Annotated in this window: 16 protein-coding genes and 1 tRNA gene; 10 read left to right on the forward strand and 7 right to left on the reverse strand. The window is 74.1% G+C overall.

All coding sequences use genetic code 11. The annotated features are described in order from the left end of the window. The first annotated feature begins 25 nt into the window (after positions 1 to 25). A complete protein-coding gene (locus ACFO3Q_RS08110) occupies positions 26 to 298 on the forward strand; it encodes an oxidative damage protection protein (RefSeq protein WP_377004151.1) in 273 nt (90 codons plus the stop codon). Between the two features lie 46 nt (positions 299 to 344). Here ACFO3Q_RS08110 and ACFO3Q_RS08115 read toward each other — a convergent pair whose 3' ends face one another. Beyond that, complete coding sequence (locus ACFO3Q_RS08115) at positions 345 to 821, reverse strand: DUF6491 family protein (protein WP_377004152.1); 477 nt, start codon at positions 819 to 821, stop codon at positions 345 to 347. 143 nt (positions 822 to 964) lie between these two features. Between ACFO3Q_RS08115 and ACFO3Q_RS08120 the strand changes: the two genes are divergently transcribed. Then, positions 965 to 1,040, forward strand: a tRNA-Phe gene (locus tag ACFO3Q_RS08120). A gap of 123 nt (positions 1,041 to 1,163) precedes the next feature. Here the strand turns inward: ACFO3Q_RS08120 and ACFO3Q_RS08125 are convergent. The 4 genes from ACFO3Q_RS08125 to ftsY form a co-directional block, all read right to left on the reverse strand. Beyond that, positions 1,164 to 1,775, reverse strand: coding sequence for an NAD(P)-dependent oxidoreductase (locus ACFO3Q_RS08125; RefSeq protein ID WP_377004153.1), 612 nt, complete (start codon positions 1,773 to 1,775; stop codon positions 1,164 to 1,166). A gap of 123 nt (positions 1,776 to 1,898) precedes the next feature. After that, entirely contained in the window at positions 1,899 to 2,975 is a 1,077-nt protein-coding gene (mutY, locus tag ACFO3Q_RS08130; RefSeq protein WP_377004154.1) for an A/G-specific adenine glycosylase, read from the reverse strand. Then, entirely contained in the window at positions 2,965 to 4,020 is a 1,056-nt protein-coding gene (locus ACFO3Q_RS08135; protein WP_377004155.1) for an AsmA family protein, read from the reverse strand. Before ACFO3Q_RS08135 ends, mutY begins: the two co-directional genes overlap by 11 nt. A gap of 12 nt (positions 4,021 to 4,032) precedes the next feature. After that, positions 4,033 to 5,394, reverse strand: a complete 1,362-nt coding sequence (gene ftsY / locus ACFO3Q_RS08140; RefSeq protein WP_377004256.1) for a signal recognition particle-docking protein FtsY — start codon at positions 5,392 to 5,394, stop codon at positions 4,033 to 4,035. Between ftsY and rsmD the strand changes: the two genes are divergently transcribed. From rsmD to ACFO3Q_RS08180, 8 genes are all read left to right on the forward strand, one after another. Then, positions 5,326 to 5,844, forward strand: a complete 519-nt coding sequence (rsmD, locus tag ACFO3Q_RS08145; RefSeq protein ID WP_377004257.1) for a 16S rRNA (guanine(966)-N(2))-methyltransferase RsmD — start codon at positions 5,326 to 5,328, stop codon at positions 5,842 to 5,844. The genes ftsY and rsmD overlap by 69 nt on opposite strands. Before the next feature lie 16 nt (positions 5,845 to 5,860). Next, positions 5,861 to 6,382, forward strand: coding sequence for a pantetheine-phosphate adenylyltransferase (gene coaD, locus ACFO3Q_RS08150; RefSeq protein ID WP_377004156.1), 522 nt, complete (start codon positions 5,861 to 5,863; stop codon positions 6,380 to 6,382). Between the two features lie 47 nt (positions 6,383 to 6,429). Continuing rightward, a complete protein-coding gene (locus ACFO3Q_RS08155; RefSeq protein WP_377004157.1) occupies positions 6,430 to 7,038 on the forward strand; it encodes a hypothetical protein in 609 nt (202 codons plus the stop codon). Between the two features lie 91 nt (positions 7,039 to 7,129). Beyond that, positions 7,130 to 7,384, forward strand: coding sequence for a YfhL family 4Fe-4S dicluster ferredoxin (locus ACFO3Q_RS08160; protein ID WP_377004158.1), 255 nt, complete (start codon positions 7,130 to 7,132; stop codon positions 7,382 to 7,384). Further along, complete coding sequence (gene ggt, locus ACFO3Q_RS08165) at positions 7,381 to 9,105, forward strand: gamma-glutamyltransferase (RefSeq protein ID WP_377004159.1); 1,725 nt, start codon at positions 7,381 to 7,383, stop codon at positions 9,103 to 9,105. Before ACFO3Q_RS08160 ends, ggt begins: the two co-directional genes overlap by 4 nt. Positions 9,106 to 9,190: 85 nt before the next feature. Next, complete coding sequence (locus ACFO3Q_RS08170) at positions 9,191 to 9,598, forward strand: DUF4920 domain-containing protein (protein WP_377004160.1); 408 nt, start codon at positions 9,191 to 9,193, stop codon at positions 9,596 to 9,598. Further along, complete coding sequence (locus tag ACFO3Q_RS08175; RefSeq protein ID WP_377004161.1) at positions 9,595 to 10,284, forward strand: hypothetical protein; 690 nt, start codon at positions 9,595 to 9,597, stop codon at positions 10,282 to 10,284. The genes ACFO3Q_RS08170 and ACFO3Q_RS08175 overlap by 4 nt, the downstream gene beginning before the upstream one ends. Before the next feature lie 111 nt (positions 10,285 to 10,395). Further along, positions 10,396 to 11,427: a YncE family protein gene (locus ACFO3Q_RS08180; RefSeq protein ID WP_377004162.1), complete on the forward strand. Its 1,032-nt coding sequence runs from the start codon at positions 10,396 to 10,398 to the stop codon at positions 11,425 to 11,427. A 61-nt stretch (positions 11,428 to 11,488) separates the two neighbouring features. Here ACFO3Q_RS08180 and ACFO3Q_RS08185 read toward each other — a convergent pair whose 3' ends face one another. After that, complete coding sequence (locus tag ACFO3Q_RS08185) at positions 11,489 to 12,316, reverse strand: hypothetical protein (RefSeq protein WP_377004163.1); 828 nt, start codon at positions 12,314 to 12,316, stop codon at positions 11,489 to 11,491. Between the two features lie 21 nt (positions 12,317 to 12,337). Then, entirely contained in the window at positions 12,338 to 13,903 is a 1,566-nt protein-coding gene (locus tag ACFO3Q_RS08190) for a VgrG-related protein (RefSeq protein ID WP_377004164.1), read from the reverse strand. Positions 13,904 to 13,986: the final 83 nt, after the last annotated feature.

Here is a 13,986-nt window from a genome sequence, read left to right on the forward strand (position 1 = left end):
GGGCCGCGCTTGCTAGACTGCAGGCATGAGCCGACGCGTCCATTGTGTGAAGCACCAGGTCGAGACCGAGGGTCTCGATTTCGTTCCCTGGCCGGGCCCGCTCGGCAAGCGGGTCTTCGAGAACGTGGGCAAGGCCGCCTGGGCCGAATGGCTGGCGCACCAGACCATGCTCATCAACGAGAACCGTCTCTCGCCCCTCGACCCCAAGCACCGCGCCTTCCTCGAAGGCGAGATGGAGAAGTTCTTCTTCGCAGGCGGCGCAGAGAAGCCTGCCGGCTACGTTCCCGAGGACGCCTGAGCCGCCTCGCCTCCGCCGGGCCGCGCAGCGCGTGGAACCGGTTGGCTCACGTGCCCGCGTCGTCGCCCCATTCGGTGGGCCGCTCCCGCATCTCGATGCTGCGCTCGTCGCGTTCGTGTTCGCGCAGCGCGCGCAGGTCCACCGGGCGGATGGTCTCGATGTGGCAGGGGATGTTCGAGCGGCCCGTGATCACCCGGTCGAACCGCGCCGACACGGTGCCCGCGCTCGACGTGAGCCCGATGTTGCGGACGTAGACCAGATCCTGGCAGGGGCCGGCCAGCTCCAGCAGCCAGGCCTCGCCGGGCCGCGTGCGCACCGCCAGCGCCGCATCGCCCAGCGGTTCCCACGACATCAGGTTGAAGTAGCGGAACGACCGCACCGGCTCCCCGGCCACCGCCCGGTACTCGGCCAGCCGCGCATCGTCGCGGTCGCGCGGCGAGGTGCTGGCGCAGCCGGCGACGGCCGCCGCAGCGGAGAGGACCATGCCGAAGAGGAGGGACGTGTGGCGGGCGCTGCGCGGCATCGGATCGCTCCAGGTGGGATGCCTCGATGATGCCCGCACCGCATGCAGGCCGGGTGACGCGGCGGATGCATCGCGAACGCTTGCCGGATCGCACGCGCATCGTTAAGATGCGCGGCTCGTACGGCCGGCAGGTCGAACGCGACGGCCGGGTAGCTCAGTTGGTAGAGCAGGGGATTGAAAATCCCCGTGTCGGGGGTTCGATTCCCTCCCCGGCCACCAGTAACTTATTGACGCGCCCCGCAATTTGCGGGGCGTCGTCGTTTTCGGTCGTGGAAAATCCCGCTCCCCGTAGAAAATCGGCGAGCCGGTCCGTCGATGTGTTCGTCACCCGGGAGCGACCACTCAGTACCCCACCGTGAACCGCTGCCTGATGTGGGCGGGGCGTTCGAGTTCGTCGACCAGGGCGATGGCGTAGTCCTCGAAGGAGATGCTGGAGCCGTCCTCGTTGGCGAGCAGGGTGTCCCTGCCCAGGCGGAACCGTCCGGTGCGCTCGCCGGGAACGAACAGGGCGGAGGGCGACAGGAAGGTCCAGTCGAGGTCGTCGACCTTCCTCAGGCGGTCGAGGAACGCCGCGCCGGCGCTGGCCTCTCCCTTGTATTCGGCGGGGAAGTCGGGCTCGTCGATCAGACGCTGGCCGGGCGCCACCTCGAGGCTGCCGGCGCCTCCGACCACCAGATAGCGCCCGACGCCGGCGTCGCGGACCGCGCCCACCAGGGCGTCGAAGTCGCTGGCGAGGAAGTGCACCGCGCTGATCGCTGCATCGTGGCCGCGAAGGATCTCCGCCAGGGCCGGGTGGTCGAAGAGGTTCACCGCCACGGCGACGACTCCGGGCAGCCTCGCGACCCTGTCGGGACGGCGGGCGATGGCGGTGACCGCATGCCCGCGGTCGGAGAGTTCCTTGAGGATGCGCGAGCCGGCGTTGCCGGAGGCGCCGATGAGTGCGACGTTGGCCATGGTGGGGACTTCCTGGTTGGCTGCTTCACTCGATCCGCGGGCCGGGCGCGCGGCGATCGTCGTCTGCCCTTCCTGCCTGTGCCGAGCATAGCCGCGGATGGCGGCGGCCGACGCGACGTCCGGCTATGCCGTCCGGTCGAGGCCGTCCAGCAGCCGGCGCACCGGGGCGGGAAAGCCGATGGCGGCGCGTGCGTCGGCGGCCGCCCAGCGCGCATCCGCGTCCTCGGCGATCCGCTGCTCCAGGGGGCGGGCGTTCCGCCACAGCAGGGGCGTGATGCGCAGGCGGTAGTGGCTGAAGCCGTGCTCGATCGTCGGCAGCGTCTCGACCGCGTCGAAGTCCACCTCGGCATGCCGGGCGAGGAGGGCATGCGCTGCGTCGGCGTCCTCGGCTTCCGGCAGGGACCACATGCCGGCCCACACCCCGCTGGGCGGCCGGCGGCGCAGCAGCAGGCGTCCGGCCCCATCGAGGACGACCAGCATCAGCGTGCCGCGCTGCGGCAGGGCCTTGCCGGGCTTCGGCGTCGGCAGCTCCGCGACCAGGCCCTCCCGACGCGCGACGCAGTCGTCCTGCAGCGGGCACAGCACGCAGGCAGGGTTCTGGCGCGTGCACAGGGTGGCGCCGAAATCCATGATCGCCTGGGTGTAGTCCGCCATCCGCGCCTGCGGGAGATGGCCCTCGGCCAGCCGCCACAGTTCGAGCTCCACCGCGCGCGTCCCGGGCCAGCCGCGGACGCCGTGGAAGCGCGCCAGGGTGCGCTTGACGTTGCCGTCGAGGATGGCGTGCCGCAGGCCATGCGCCTGCGCGAGGATGGCGCCCGCGGTGCTGCGCCCGATGCCGGGCAGCGCGGCGAGCGCCTCGATGTCCCGCGGCAGCTCGCCGCCATGGCGTTCCATGCAGAGCTGCGCGGCCTTGTGCAGGTTGCGCGCGCGGGCGTAGTAGCCGAGCCCGGCCCACAGGGCGATGACGGCATCCGGTTCCGCGGCAGCGAGGTCGCGCAGCGTCGGCAGCGCCTGCATCCAGCGCTCGAAGTAGGGAACGACCACGCGCACCTGGGTCTGCTGCAGCATGATCTCGCTGACCCAGACCCGGTAGGGCGAGCGCGGATGCTGCCAGGGCAGGTCGTGGCGTCCGCTGGCGTCGAACCAGCGCAGCAGGCGGGGGGCAAAACCGTCCGCCGCGACGGTGCCGTCAGCGGCCATCGGCATCCTCCGTGGCGTCGTCCTCGATGCGCGCCTCGACGCCGTGCAGCACGACGCCGCCGAACTCCAGCCGCGGCGTCACGAGCCGGCCGCGCAGGGGCGGCAGCGGCTCCGGCATGCCCGCGTCGAGCCAGGCCCGCAGCGCAGGGACCGCCAGCTCGGCCTCGGCCGCGGTGTCGCCGCGCTCGACCTTCAGGGCGAGCGGAGCGTCGAGCGCCAGCGCCCCGGCGTAGTGCGCCTCGAAGGCGACCGGCGCGTCGGAGGCGGGCAGCGCCTCGGGCAGGGCGGGCCAGTCCGCGGGCCAGTCGGCGAGCGCGCCGGCAAGCGCCAGTTCGACCTGTTCGCCGTAGGCCGCGCGGCCCTCGGCGCGGAGGGTCGGCAGCGGCGATTCGCCGCGCAGGTCCAGGGCGAGCTTCTCCAGGGCGAAGCGGCCGTCGGCGAGGAAGGGCGTGGCCGCGAGATCGGCCGCGAACGCGCGCCGTGCCTCGCCGTCCACCCAGGTGCCGGAGGCCCGCAGCCGCGCGGGCGCGCCCTCGGCGAGGAAGGGCAGGTCCAGGTCGAGGCCGTCGATCGCCCAGCCCTCGTCGCGGAGCCGGCCGCGCTCGACGCGCAGCCCTTCGCGCAGCGTCGGCAGGCGGAGGCCCGCATCGCTTTCGGGACGCGCGGCCAGCCAGCGGCGGATGCCGGGGAGGTCGGCGTCGGGAGCCACCAGGACGATGCGGGTGATGGCGAGATCCGCACCGCCGCTGCGCAGGGTCGCCCACGGCAGGGCCAGCTCGACCCGTTCCGCGCGGAGGATGGGGTCGGTCTCGCCGGGGAGCGTGGCGCTGAAGCCGGGCAGCACCAGGCGCGGTTCGGGCCGGAGCGCGTACTCGGGGCGGCCGTCGATGCGCAGTTCGAGGCCGAGCTCCGCGCCCGCGCGGCCCAGCAGCAGGGGCACCAGGCGCTGTGGCTGCGCCATGAACCAGGCGAGCCCGAGTGCGGCCAGGAAGAGCAGCGCGAGGACCGCGAGCGCGATCAGCCAGCGGCGGGCGCGTCGCGACATCGGCACGCGGCGTCAGGCGCCGATGGACTCGGGCAGCAGCGCGTCCACGAAGGCTTCGGGATCGAACTCGCGCAGGTCCTCGATGCGCTCGCCCAGGCCGACGAAGCGGATCGGGATCGCGAACTCGCGCGCCAGCGCGAACAGCACGCCGCCCTTGGCGGTGCCGTCGAGCTTGGTCACCACCAGGCCCGTCACCTTGGCCGCCTGGTTGAACTGGCGCAGCTGGTTGAGGGCGTTCTGCCCGGTGGTGCCGTCGATCACCATCAGCACCTCGTGCGGCGCGCGCGGGTCGATCTTGCCGAGCACGCGGCGGATCTTGCCCAGCTCCGACATCAGCCCCGCCTGGGTGTGCAGGCGCCCGGCGGTGTCGGCGATGAGGATCTCGGTGCCGCGGGACTTCGCCGACTGCAGCGCGTCGAACGCGACCGAGGCCGGGTCCGCATCCTGCCCCTGGGCGACCACCGGAACGTCGTTGCGCTCGCCCCAGACCCTGAGCTGCTCGACCGCGGCGGCGCGGAAGGTGTCGCCGGCGGCCAGCATCAGGCTGCGGCCCTCGCGCTGGAAGCGATGCGCGAGCTTGCCGATGGTGGTGGTCTTGCCGACGCCGTTGACGCCGATGGTCAGCACCACGAAGGGGCGCGCCTCCTCGTCGATGCGCAGGGGCTTGGCGACCGGCGCCAGCAGGGCCAGCAGCTCGCCGCGCAGCGCGCGCACCAGCGCGGCCACGTCGGGGAACTCGCGCGCCTCCATGCGGGTGCGCAGGTCGTCGACGATCCGCGTGGTGGCGGCGACGCCCACGTCGGCGGTGATGAGGGCGGTCTCGATCTCGTCGAGCAGGTTCTCGTCGAGCTTCGCGTTGCGCGTGAACAGCGAGGCGAAGCCGCGCGCCAGCGCGCTCTTGGCGACCGGCTCGGCATAGGCGGCGCGGGCCTCGGCGCGCGCCGCCTCGCGCGCGGCCTTCTCCTCCTGGTGCGCATCGAAGGCGCGGGCGAGATCCTCGGGGCTGAAGCCCCCGCGCGCCGGGGCGGGCGCCGCCTTGGGAGCCGGATCCGGAGGAACGGGCGGTTTCTTCTTGCCGAAATTGAACATGGATGCGGGGGTCGGATGGGTGCCACCGGCTGCGGCCGCGGGCGCGGCGCCGACGCGGACCGGCCGGATGGCGGACAATAGCCGGATGGTAGCACCCGCCCCCGGAGCCCCCCGATGAACGCGCGCCCGCCCCGCAGGGCCGCCGCGGCCCGTGCGCAGGCGTCCGCAGGCCGCGTCCGCATCATCGGCGGACGCTGGCGCGGGACCCGCCTGGAGGTGCCCGAGCGCCCGGGCCTGCGGCCCACCTCCGACCGCGTCCGCGAGACCCTGTTCAACTGGCTGCAGCCCGTGCTCCCGGGCGCGCGCGCGCTCGACGCCTTCGCCGGCAGCGGCGCCCTCGGCCTGGAGGCCGCCTCGCGCGGCGCGGCCGAGGTGGTGCTGGTGGAGCGCGATCCCGCCCTGGCCGCCGCGCTGCGGGCGACCGCCGGGCGCCTGGACGGGGGCGAACGGCTGCAGGTCGTGGTGGCCGACGCGCTCGCCTGGCTCGGGAGCGCGAGCGGCGGCTTCGATGTCGCCTTCCTCGATCCGCCCTTCGCGGCGGGACTCCTCGACGCCGCCGCGGCGGCGCTGGCCCCGCTGCTGGCGCCGGGGGCGCTGGTCTACGTCGAGCGCGGGGAGGAGCAGCCCTTCGCCGCGCCGCCGGGGTGGCTGCCGCACCGCGAGGGCCGGACCCGCGACGTGCGCTACGCGCTCTACCGCGCGGGGGATGCGGGCACGCTAGAATCCGGCCGATGACACCAGGTCCGACTCAATGAACCGCGAGGCTCCGGCCGCCGTCGACCGCACCCGCATCGCGGTCTATCCCGGCACCTTCGACCCGATCACCAACGGTCACATCGACCTGGTGAGCCGTGCCGCGCCGCTGTTCGAGCGCATCGTCGTCGGCGTCGCCGAGTCCCCGCGCAAGGGCCCGGCCTTCACCGTCGAGGAGCGCGTGGAGCTGGCCCGGCGCGCGCTCGCGGAGTTCGACAACGTCGAGGTGCGCGGCTTCTCGTCGCTGCTGGCGCACTTCGTGGCCGACGTCGGCGGCGGCGTGCTGCTGCGCGGCCTGCGCGCGGTGTCGGACTTCGAGTACGAATTCCAGATGGCGAGCATGAACCGCCACCTGATTCCCGAGGTCGAGACGCTGTTCCTGACCCCGGCCGAGCAGTACAGCTTCATCTCGTCGTCCCTGGTGCGCGAGATCGCGCGGCTGGGCGGCGACGTCGCCGGCTTCGTGCATCCCGCAGTGGCCGCCGCGCTCGCGCACAAGTGGTCGCGCCCGCCGCGCTGACCGCTCCTCTTCCATCCACGGGCATCGCCCTCCACTCAGGTAACGCCATGAACAAGTTCCTCGTGCTTCTCGTCCCCGCCATCGCCGCGATCGGCCTGTCGGCCTGCAACCGTGGCGGCGAGGAGACCGCAGCGGCCGCCGGCCCGGCCCCGCTGACCGCGCCGACCGGCACCGACGACGCGGCGTGGCGCGATTACCTGCGCCAGGTCGTGACCCGCAACATGGGCGGCGTGACCGGCTCTCCGTACATGTACTACCTGCCTGCGCCGCCGGCCGGCACCGCCTCGCCGGAAGACGTGGCCGCCAACGCCGAGCAGGGCGCGGACGAGGGCGCCGCTGCGGACACCACCGGCCCGAGCATCGCCTCCACCGGCCAGGTCACCGACGGTACCGACTACGAGTCGGTCTACACCCGCCAGCTCGAGAACGTGCGCACGGTCGTCCAGCGCACCGTGCCGCAGGGCAACATGCTCGCCTTCGGTTCGCCGGATTCCTCGCGCATGGCGAACCTGATCGTCGCCGCCTTCCAGGACGCCGCGCCGGGCTCGATGAACGGCGTGCGCCTGCTGTTCGTGGGCGCCGCCCAGGACGACGAGCGCGTCGCCGCGGCGGTCGAGCCCTCGGGCGTCGACTACGTCTTCGTCGAGGCGAAGTGATCGCGCGCCACGCGCATCGCAACCGCCCCATCCGCGGGTCCGCCGTTCGCGGCGGACCCGCGTGCCTCGGACGCAGCGGCCGGAGCCGGTCATGGCGCTGCTGATCAACGACCTCTGCATCAACTGCGACGTCTGCGCCCCGGCCTGCCCCAACGAGGCCATTCGCATGGGCGAGACCATCTACGAGATCCTCGCGTCGCGCTGCACAGAGTGCGTCGGGCACTTCGACGAACCGCAGTGCGTCGAGGTCTGCCCGGTCGAGTGCATCGATCCGGATCCCGATCACCCCGAAACGCGCGAGGCGCTGCTGGAGAAGTCCCTGCGTCTCGCCGGAGAGCGCGCATGAGGCTCCCGTCGCGCGGCGTCGTCCGCATCGTCATGCTCCTGCTGGTCGTGGCGCCCGCCGCGGCGCAGGACGTCGTCGTCCCGCCCCGCCAGGCCGCCATCGCCAGCGCCAACGCGCAGGCGACCGACGCCGGCCTCGAGGTGCTGGCGGCGGGCGGCAACGCCTTCGACGCGGCGGTCGCGGTCAGCGCCGCGCTCGGCCTCGTCGAACCCGAGAGCTCCGGACTCGGCGGTGGCGGCTTCATGCTGCTGCACCTGCCGGGCGAGGACGGTGCGCCGCCGCGCCAGGTCTTCATCGACGCGCGCGAGCGCGCGCCCGCCGCCGCGCATCGCGACATGTACCTCGACGCGGAGGGCCGGGTGCGCCCGGAGGCGTCGACCAACGGCGCGCTGGCCGCGGCGATTCCCGGCCTTCCGGCCGGGCTGGTGCACCTGTCGGAGCGCTACGGGCGCCTGCCGCTGTCGGCATCGCTGGCCCCGGCGATCCGCCTCGCACGCGAGGGCTGGACCTTCGGCAGCAAGAACCACGCGATGCTCGGCGCGCGGCGCGAGGTGCTGGCGCGCAGCCCGGCGGCCGCGGCCCTGTTCCTGCCCGACGGCCAGGTGCCGGAGGCGGGGACGGTGCTGCGCAACCCCGACTACGCGCGCACCCTCGAACTGCTCGCCGAGCACGGCGCCGACGGCTTCTACCGCGGCGACTACGCGCGCCGGCTGGTCGCCGGCGTGCGCGCGGGCGGCGGCATCTGGAGCGAGGAGGACCTCGCCGACTACCGCGTGGTCGAGCGCGAGCCGCTGGTCTTCGACTACCGCGGCTACCGGCTGGTGACCGCGCCGCCGCCGTCCTCGGGCGGCATCGCGCTGGCCGCGATCTTCAACATCCTCTCCGGCTATGCGCTCGACACGCTTTCCGACACCGCGCGCATCCACCTCAACGTCGAGGCGATGCGCCGCGCCTATCGCGACCGGGCGCTCTACCTCGGCGATCCGGACTTCGTGCAGGTGCCGGTCGCGATGCTGCTCGACCGCAACTACGCCGCCGGCCTGCGCGCAGGCATCAACCTGGAGCGGGCCACCCCGAGCGAACTGCTGCCGGGCATCGAGAGCCGGCCGGAACGGCCGGAGACCACGCACTTCTCCATCGTCGACGGCCATGGCAATGCGGTCGCGGTGACCCAGACCGTCAACCTGACCTTCGGCAACGCCTTCGCCGTGGAGGGCACCGGCTTCGTCCTCAACAACCAGATGGACGACTTCTCGGTGAAGCCGGGCACGCCCAACGCCTTCGGCCTGATCGGGGCCGAGGCCAATGCCATTGAGTCGGGCAAGCGGCCGCTGTCGTCCATGACGCCCACCTTCCTGATCGGGGAGGGGCGCTTCGCCGCCATCGGTACGCCGGGCGGCAGCCGGATCATCACCATGGTCCTGCTCGGGCTGCAGGACCTGATCGACGGCGGCAGCGCGCAGTCGGCGGCCGACCGTCCCCGCTACCACCACCAGTACCAGCCCGACGTGGTCTCGGCCGAACCGGGGGCGTTCACGGCCGGGCAGGTCGCGGCGCTGGAGGCGCTCGGGCACCGGGTCTCGGAGCGCGAGAGCACCTGGGGCAACATGCAGGTGGTGACCTGGGACCAGGCCACCGGCGAGGTCGAGGCCGGCAGCGACGTGCGCTGGAAGAGCGTCGGCAAGGGCGCGACCTCGGAAGGCGCCGCGATCTATCGCTGAAACGCCCCGTTTCGCCACGGCGCCTGCACATCCCGCGGCGGCGCCCGCGCCTATGATTCCGGCTCCATTCTGCCGGAGAGGCGCCATGCGGACCCTACTTGCCCTGTGCAGCATCCTGCTCGCCGCGCCGGCCGCGGCCGACGGCGTGGCCCGCTACGGGGCGCCGGTGCCGGAGGGCGAGACCGTCCCGGTCGCCGTGGCGCTCGCCGATCCGGAGGCGCATGTCGGCACGCCGCGCAGGTTCGAGGGCCGCATCGGCGAGGTCTGCCAGAAGATGGGCTGCTGGCTGATGCTCGAGGAGGACGGCCAGGCGATCCGCGTGGCGACCCGCGACCACGCCTGGTTCGTGCCCAGGGACGTGCAGGGCCGGGCGGTCGTCTACGGCACCCTCGGGCGTCGGCAGGCGGCGCCTTCCGCGGAGGGCGCCGCCGCTCCGCCGGAGCCTGGGGCGGACTACCGCATCGAGGCCGACGGCATCGAGATCGCCGGATGAGCGGGCGCCTGCGACGCGGACTGGTGCTGCTGGCGCTGGCCGCGGCGGGCGCGCAGGCGCAGCCCGCGCCGGAAGCCGTCCCGCAGGCCGCCGAGCCGCTGCGCGACGAGGACTTCGGCGTCGAGAGCCGCGGACTGGAGCTGGAGCGCCAGGTCGAGATGTACCGGTGGCGCCGCGAGGGCGAAGGCCACGTCGCCGCCTGGGTCGCCGGGCCCGTGGATGCGGACGCCCCGGATCCGGACCACCCGAACCCGCCGCTTCCGGTCGCTCCGGAGCGCTGGCGGGCGCCGGCGCTGACGCTCGACGGCCATCCGCTGCCGCGCGAGCTGGTGGCCGACCTGCGCTGGCAGCCGGTCGAGCCGGCGCGCATCCGGCTCCCCCCCAACATGGCCGCGAGCTTCCAGCCGGATGCGGAGGGGCTGACCACCGTGGACGGCGCGCCGCGGATCGGCGACCTGCGCCTGCGCTGGCGCGAGCGGGTCGGCCGTGCCGCGACCGGCCTGACACTGGTGGACGGGCGCTGGGCGCAGGCCGGTGCCGCGTCGCCGTCGCCCGCCGCCCCGGCCCCCGCGGCCGAACCCGCGCCAGGGGGAGAGCCGCCGCCCCGGGGCTACTGGGCCGTCGCCCTGCTGCTGGTGGTCGCCCTGGTCGTGGTGGTGGCGGTCGCGCGCACGCGGCGCAGGTGAGGCGGGCGCCGCGGCGCCGCCTCCGGACCGGGTGTTGCCGGAGCATGACCGGGCCCTGACGCCGCGTCGTGCAGAATGCCCGGTCCTCCTCCCCGAAACCGGAGCGCACCGATGTCGCGATGGATCCTGCTCGTGGCCGCCGCATTCGCGACGGCCCCCGCCACCGTCACCGCCGCCGACACCCTGCTGGTCGGCAACAAGGCCGACGCCAGCGTCTGGGCGTTGAGCACGGAGACCGGACTCCGCACCGGGACGTTCTCCACCGGCGACGGGCCGCACGAGGTCGTGGTCTCGCCCGATCGTTCCCTGGCGGTGGTCGGCGACTACGGCACCGACGAGCCCGGCCGCACCCTCACCGTGATCAACTGGCCCGAGCGCAAGGTCTCGCGCACCGTGGACCTCGTCGAGAACACGCGGCCGCACGGCCTGCGCTTCATCCCGGACAGCCACCGCGTGGTGGTCACCACCGAGGGCAGCCAGCGCGTGCTGGTCGTGGACCTCGGCACCGGCCGCATCGAGCACCGCATCGACGTCGGCGGCACTCCGCACATGGTCGCGCTCTCGCCCGACGGCCGACGGGCCTACGCCACCCTGCTGCGCGAGGGCGGCGTCGCCGTCATCGATGTCGAGGCGGGCGAGGTGGTCGGCCGCGTGGCCACGGGCGAGGGCGCCGAAGGCGTCGACGTCACGCCCGACGGGCGCGAGGTCTGGGTCGGCAACCGCGCTGCCGACACGGTGAGCGTGATCGACGCCGAGCGCCTGGAGGTGGTGGCGACGCTGCCCTCGGCGAGCTTCCCGATCCGCGTGGTGCTCACGCCCGACGGCCGCCATGCGCTGGTCACCAATGCCCGCTCCGCCGAGCTGGCGGTGTTCGACGTGGCGCGCCGCGAGGAGGTCGCGCGCATCGCGCTGGCCGAGGATGGGCGCGAATACCGCGAGACCATGCTCGGCCGCGCCGCGCTGCCCATCGGCGCCATCGTGCATCCGGACGGCAGTCGCGCCTTCGTCGCCGTCAGCGGCGGCGACGAGGTTGCGGTGATCGACACCTCGGACTGGAGCGTCGCCGCGCGCTGGGCCACCGGCGCCGAGCCCGACGCCCTGGCGCTGATCCCGGCGGGCGGAGGAGAGAGTGGAGAGGAGTGAGGAACGAGGGGAGGGGGCGTCGGCGCTTCCTCCCCCGCTTCTCGCTCCCGAGCCTCAGGCCTCAATCCAGGCAGCCCTCGCGCCGGTAGACGCCGACTGCCAGCGGCGCGGCGTCGGCCGTCTCCGCCGAGGCATGGAGGGTGACGCCGGCCTCGCAGCCCGACCGCGGGCTGCGGGCGAACTCGAAGGCACCGACCTCCTGCCCGCCGAGCCGGCATGCCCCGCCTGCCTCCAGCACCAGGAGCGCGCCCGCGGCGCCCACGCGCTCGGCACGGTAGCGCCGGCCGCGGCAGTCGTTCCAGTCGAGGGTCGCGCTGTCGATGCGCAGGGGGCCTTCGGCCTCCAGCGAGCGGCTGAGCGGCGTCCAGGTACCGGCGACGCTCTCGGGGCCGGCGGTCGCTGGCCCGGCCGACGCCGTGCGCAGGTAGTCGCCGGACAGCACCGCGCCGGGCGCGCAGAAGGGGAAGTCGGTGTCCACGCGCGCACGGTCTCCGTCGAGGGCGATGTCGATGCGTGCCGGTCGCTGCGCCAGGTCCTCCGCATCGACCGAAAGAAGCTCGCCTTCGAAGGGCTCGACCTGCGCGTGGATGCGGCCGCCGTCGAGGCGGCCCTCGGCCACGATCTCGCAGTCCGCGGCGGCCGCCGCACCGTCGCGCGGATCGCTCCCGCCGCGGAGCTCGATCCGCCAGTGCGCGCCGTCGGTCGGGCGCAGCGAGAGCCGGCCGGTGCGGCCGCCGGTCAGGGCGTAGTCGCCGGAGGCCGATGCCGCGGCGGGCTGCACGGCGGCGGCGCGGACGCCCTCGTCCTGCAGCGGTGCGGCCGGTGGCCGGCCGCAGGCGCAGAGCAGCGCGGCGGCGAGGAGGAAAGCGGGCAGGCGTCGCCCGTTCACCGAGGGCCTTCCGGCATGGGCTCAGCGTGCATCGAGCATGGCCAGGGCGTCGCGTCGTTCGGCGGCGAAACGCTCCAGCACGGCGCGCTGGACGTCGGCGGAGGAACTGGAAAAGTGGACCGGCACGCCGTTCGCGTCGATGCGCCCGCGCTCGTCGTAGACGGCGTGGATCAGCGCGCGGTCGTAGGCGGCTCCGTCCGCCGGCGTCAGGCCCTGCGCGGCGACCTTGCCCATCGCGCCGGCGACGATGTCGCTGGCCGGCCCATGCTGCACGGCCGTCGACCAGACCACGTCCTGCACCGCGGCCGAGCGACCGGAGACGTCGATGCCGGTCCGGGCCTGCACGCGCGCCACCTGCACGTCGTAGTGGGTGCGCTTGATGAAGTCGTGCTGCGCCTGGCCGAAGGCCTCGGGCTCGCGCGCGGCAATGGCCTTCCAGGTCCCGGTGAAGGACGCGCTGCCCGGCGCCGCGCCGCCGAATTCCGCCGCCCAGCGGCTGCCCTCGTTCGCCAGGAACTCCTGGGGCCTGCCCAGGTTCCCCGCGAGCTGGTAGGTGCCGTAGGAGACGCCGCCCGGATCGCCGTTGCCGCTGGAGACGGTTCCCGGACCGCGCCCGCTCGTCTCGTAGCGTTCGGACAGGCCGCCGAGGCCGGCGCGGTCGGGAGCGCTGCCGTCGCGTGGCGCTTCCGCGGCCGGCGCCGCGCCGGCGCTGGCGCCGGGTGCAGGGATGCGGATCACCTGCCCGACCTGGATGAGGTCCGGGTTGGCGATCTCCGGATTGGCCGCCAGCAGCGCCTGCAGCGTCACGCCGTGGGCTGCGGCGATGCCCGAGAGGGTGTCGCCCGGCCGTACCGTGTAGGTGCTTCCGCCCGGCGGCGGCGTGCCGACGTCGCCCGGGGCCTGGTTGCCGAAGAGTTCGGCCTCCGCCGCCCGGCGGTTGACCAGCCCCGGCAGCACCTGGCCGCCGGCGTGGATCCAGCGCCCGAACTCGTTCTGCGCGCCGGCATAGTCGCCGGCGTTGAGCTTCTGCAGCAGGGTCGAGCCGCCGAAGGCGCCCGCGCCGACGTTGAAGGTGAAGCTCACCAGGGCATCGAACTGGCCCTGGCCCAGCGGCACCTGCACGTTGTTGCGCACTGCGTTCTCGGCCCAGCCGACGTCCTGGCGCAGCAGCGCCTCGGCCTGCGCCTGGGTGATGGTCTGGCCGGGGCCGACCTCGGGGCCGGTGTGGCCGTAGCCGATGGTCCAGACGCCGGCGGAGTCCTGGTAGGAGGTGAGGCGCAGGCCCTCGAAGCCCTTGATCAGGTCGATGCCGGCATCGCTGATCGACATGCCCGCCGCACTGGCCGCTCCCGGCATGCCTACCGCTGCCGTGGGCAGCGACAGGACGTCGCCGGGATAGACGACGTCGGGATTCAGCACCTGCGGGTTGGCCGCGTGCAGGGCCGCGAGAGTGAGCCCGTGGCGCGCCGCCACGCTGGAGAGGGTGTCGCCGTACTCGACGGTGTAGCGGCCCTGCGCCGCCGGCGGGGCGGGCGGCGGCAGGAGGTCGGTGCGGCTGCCGGCGGCGAGGGCGGACAGGCTGGACATCGGTCGGCTCCGGGGGCGGGCGTCCGGATCAGTCTCCGCGCCCGCACCGCCCGGTTCACCCCCGGGCGGACCCCAGGGTGCGC

Origin of the sequence: Coralloluteibacterium thermophilum, assembly GCF_042654365.1 — a bacterium.
Lineage (GTDB): Bacteria > Pseudomonadota > Gammaproteobacteria > Xanthomonadales > Xanthomonadaceae > Coralloluteibacterium > Coralloluteibacterium thermophilum.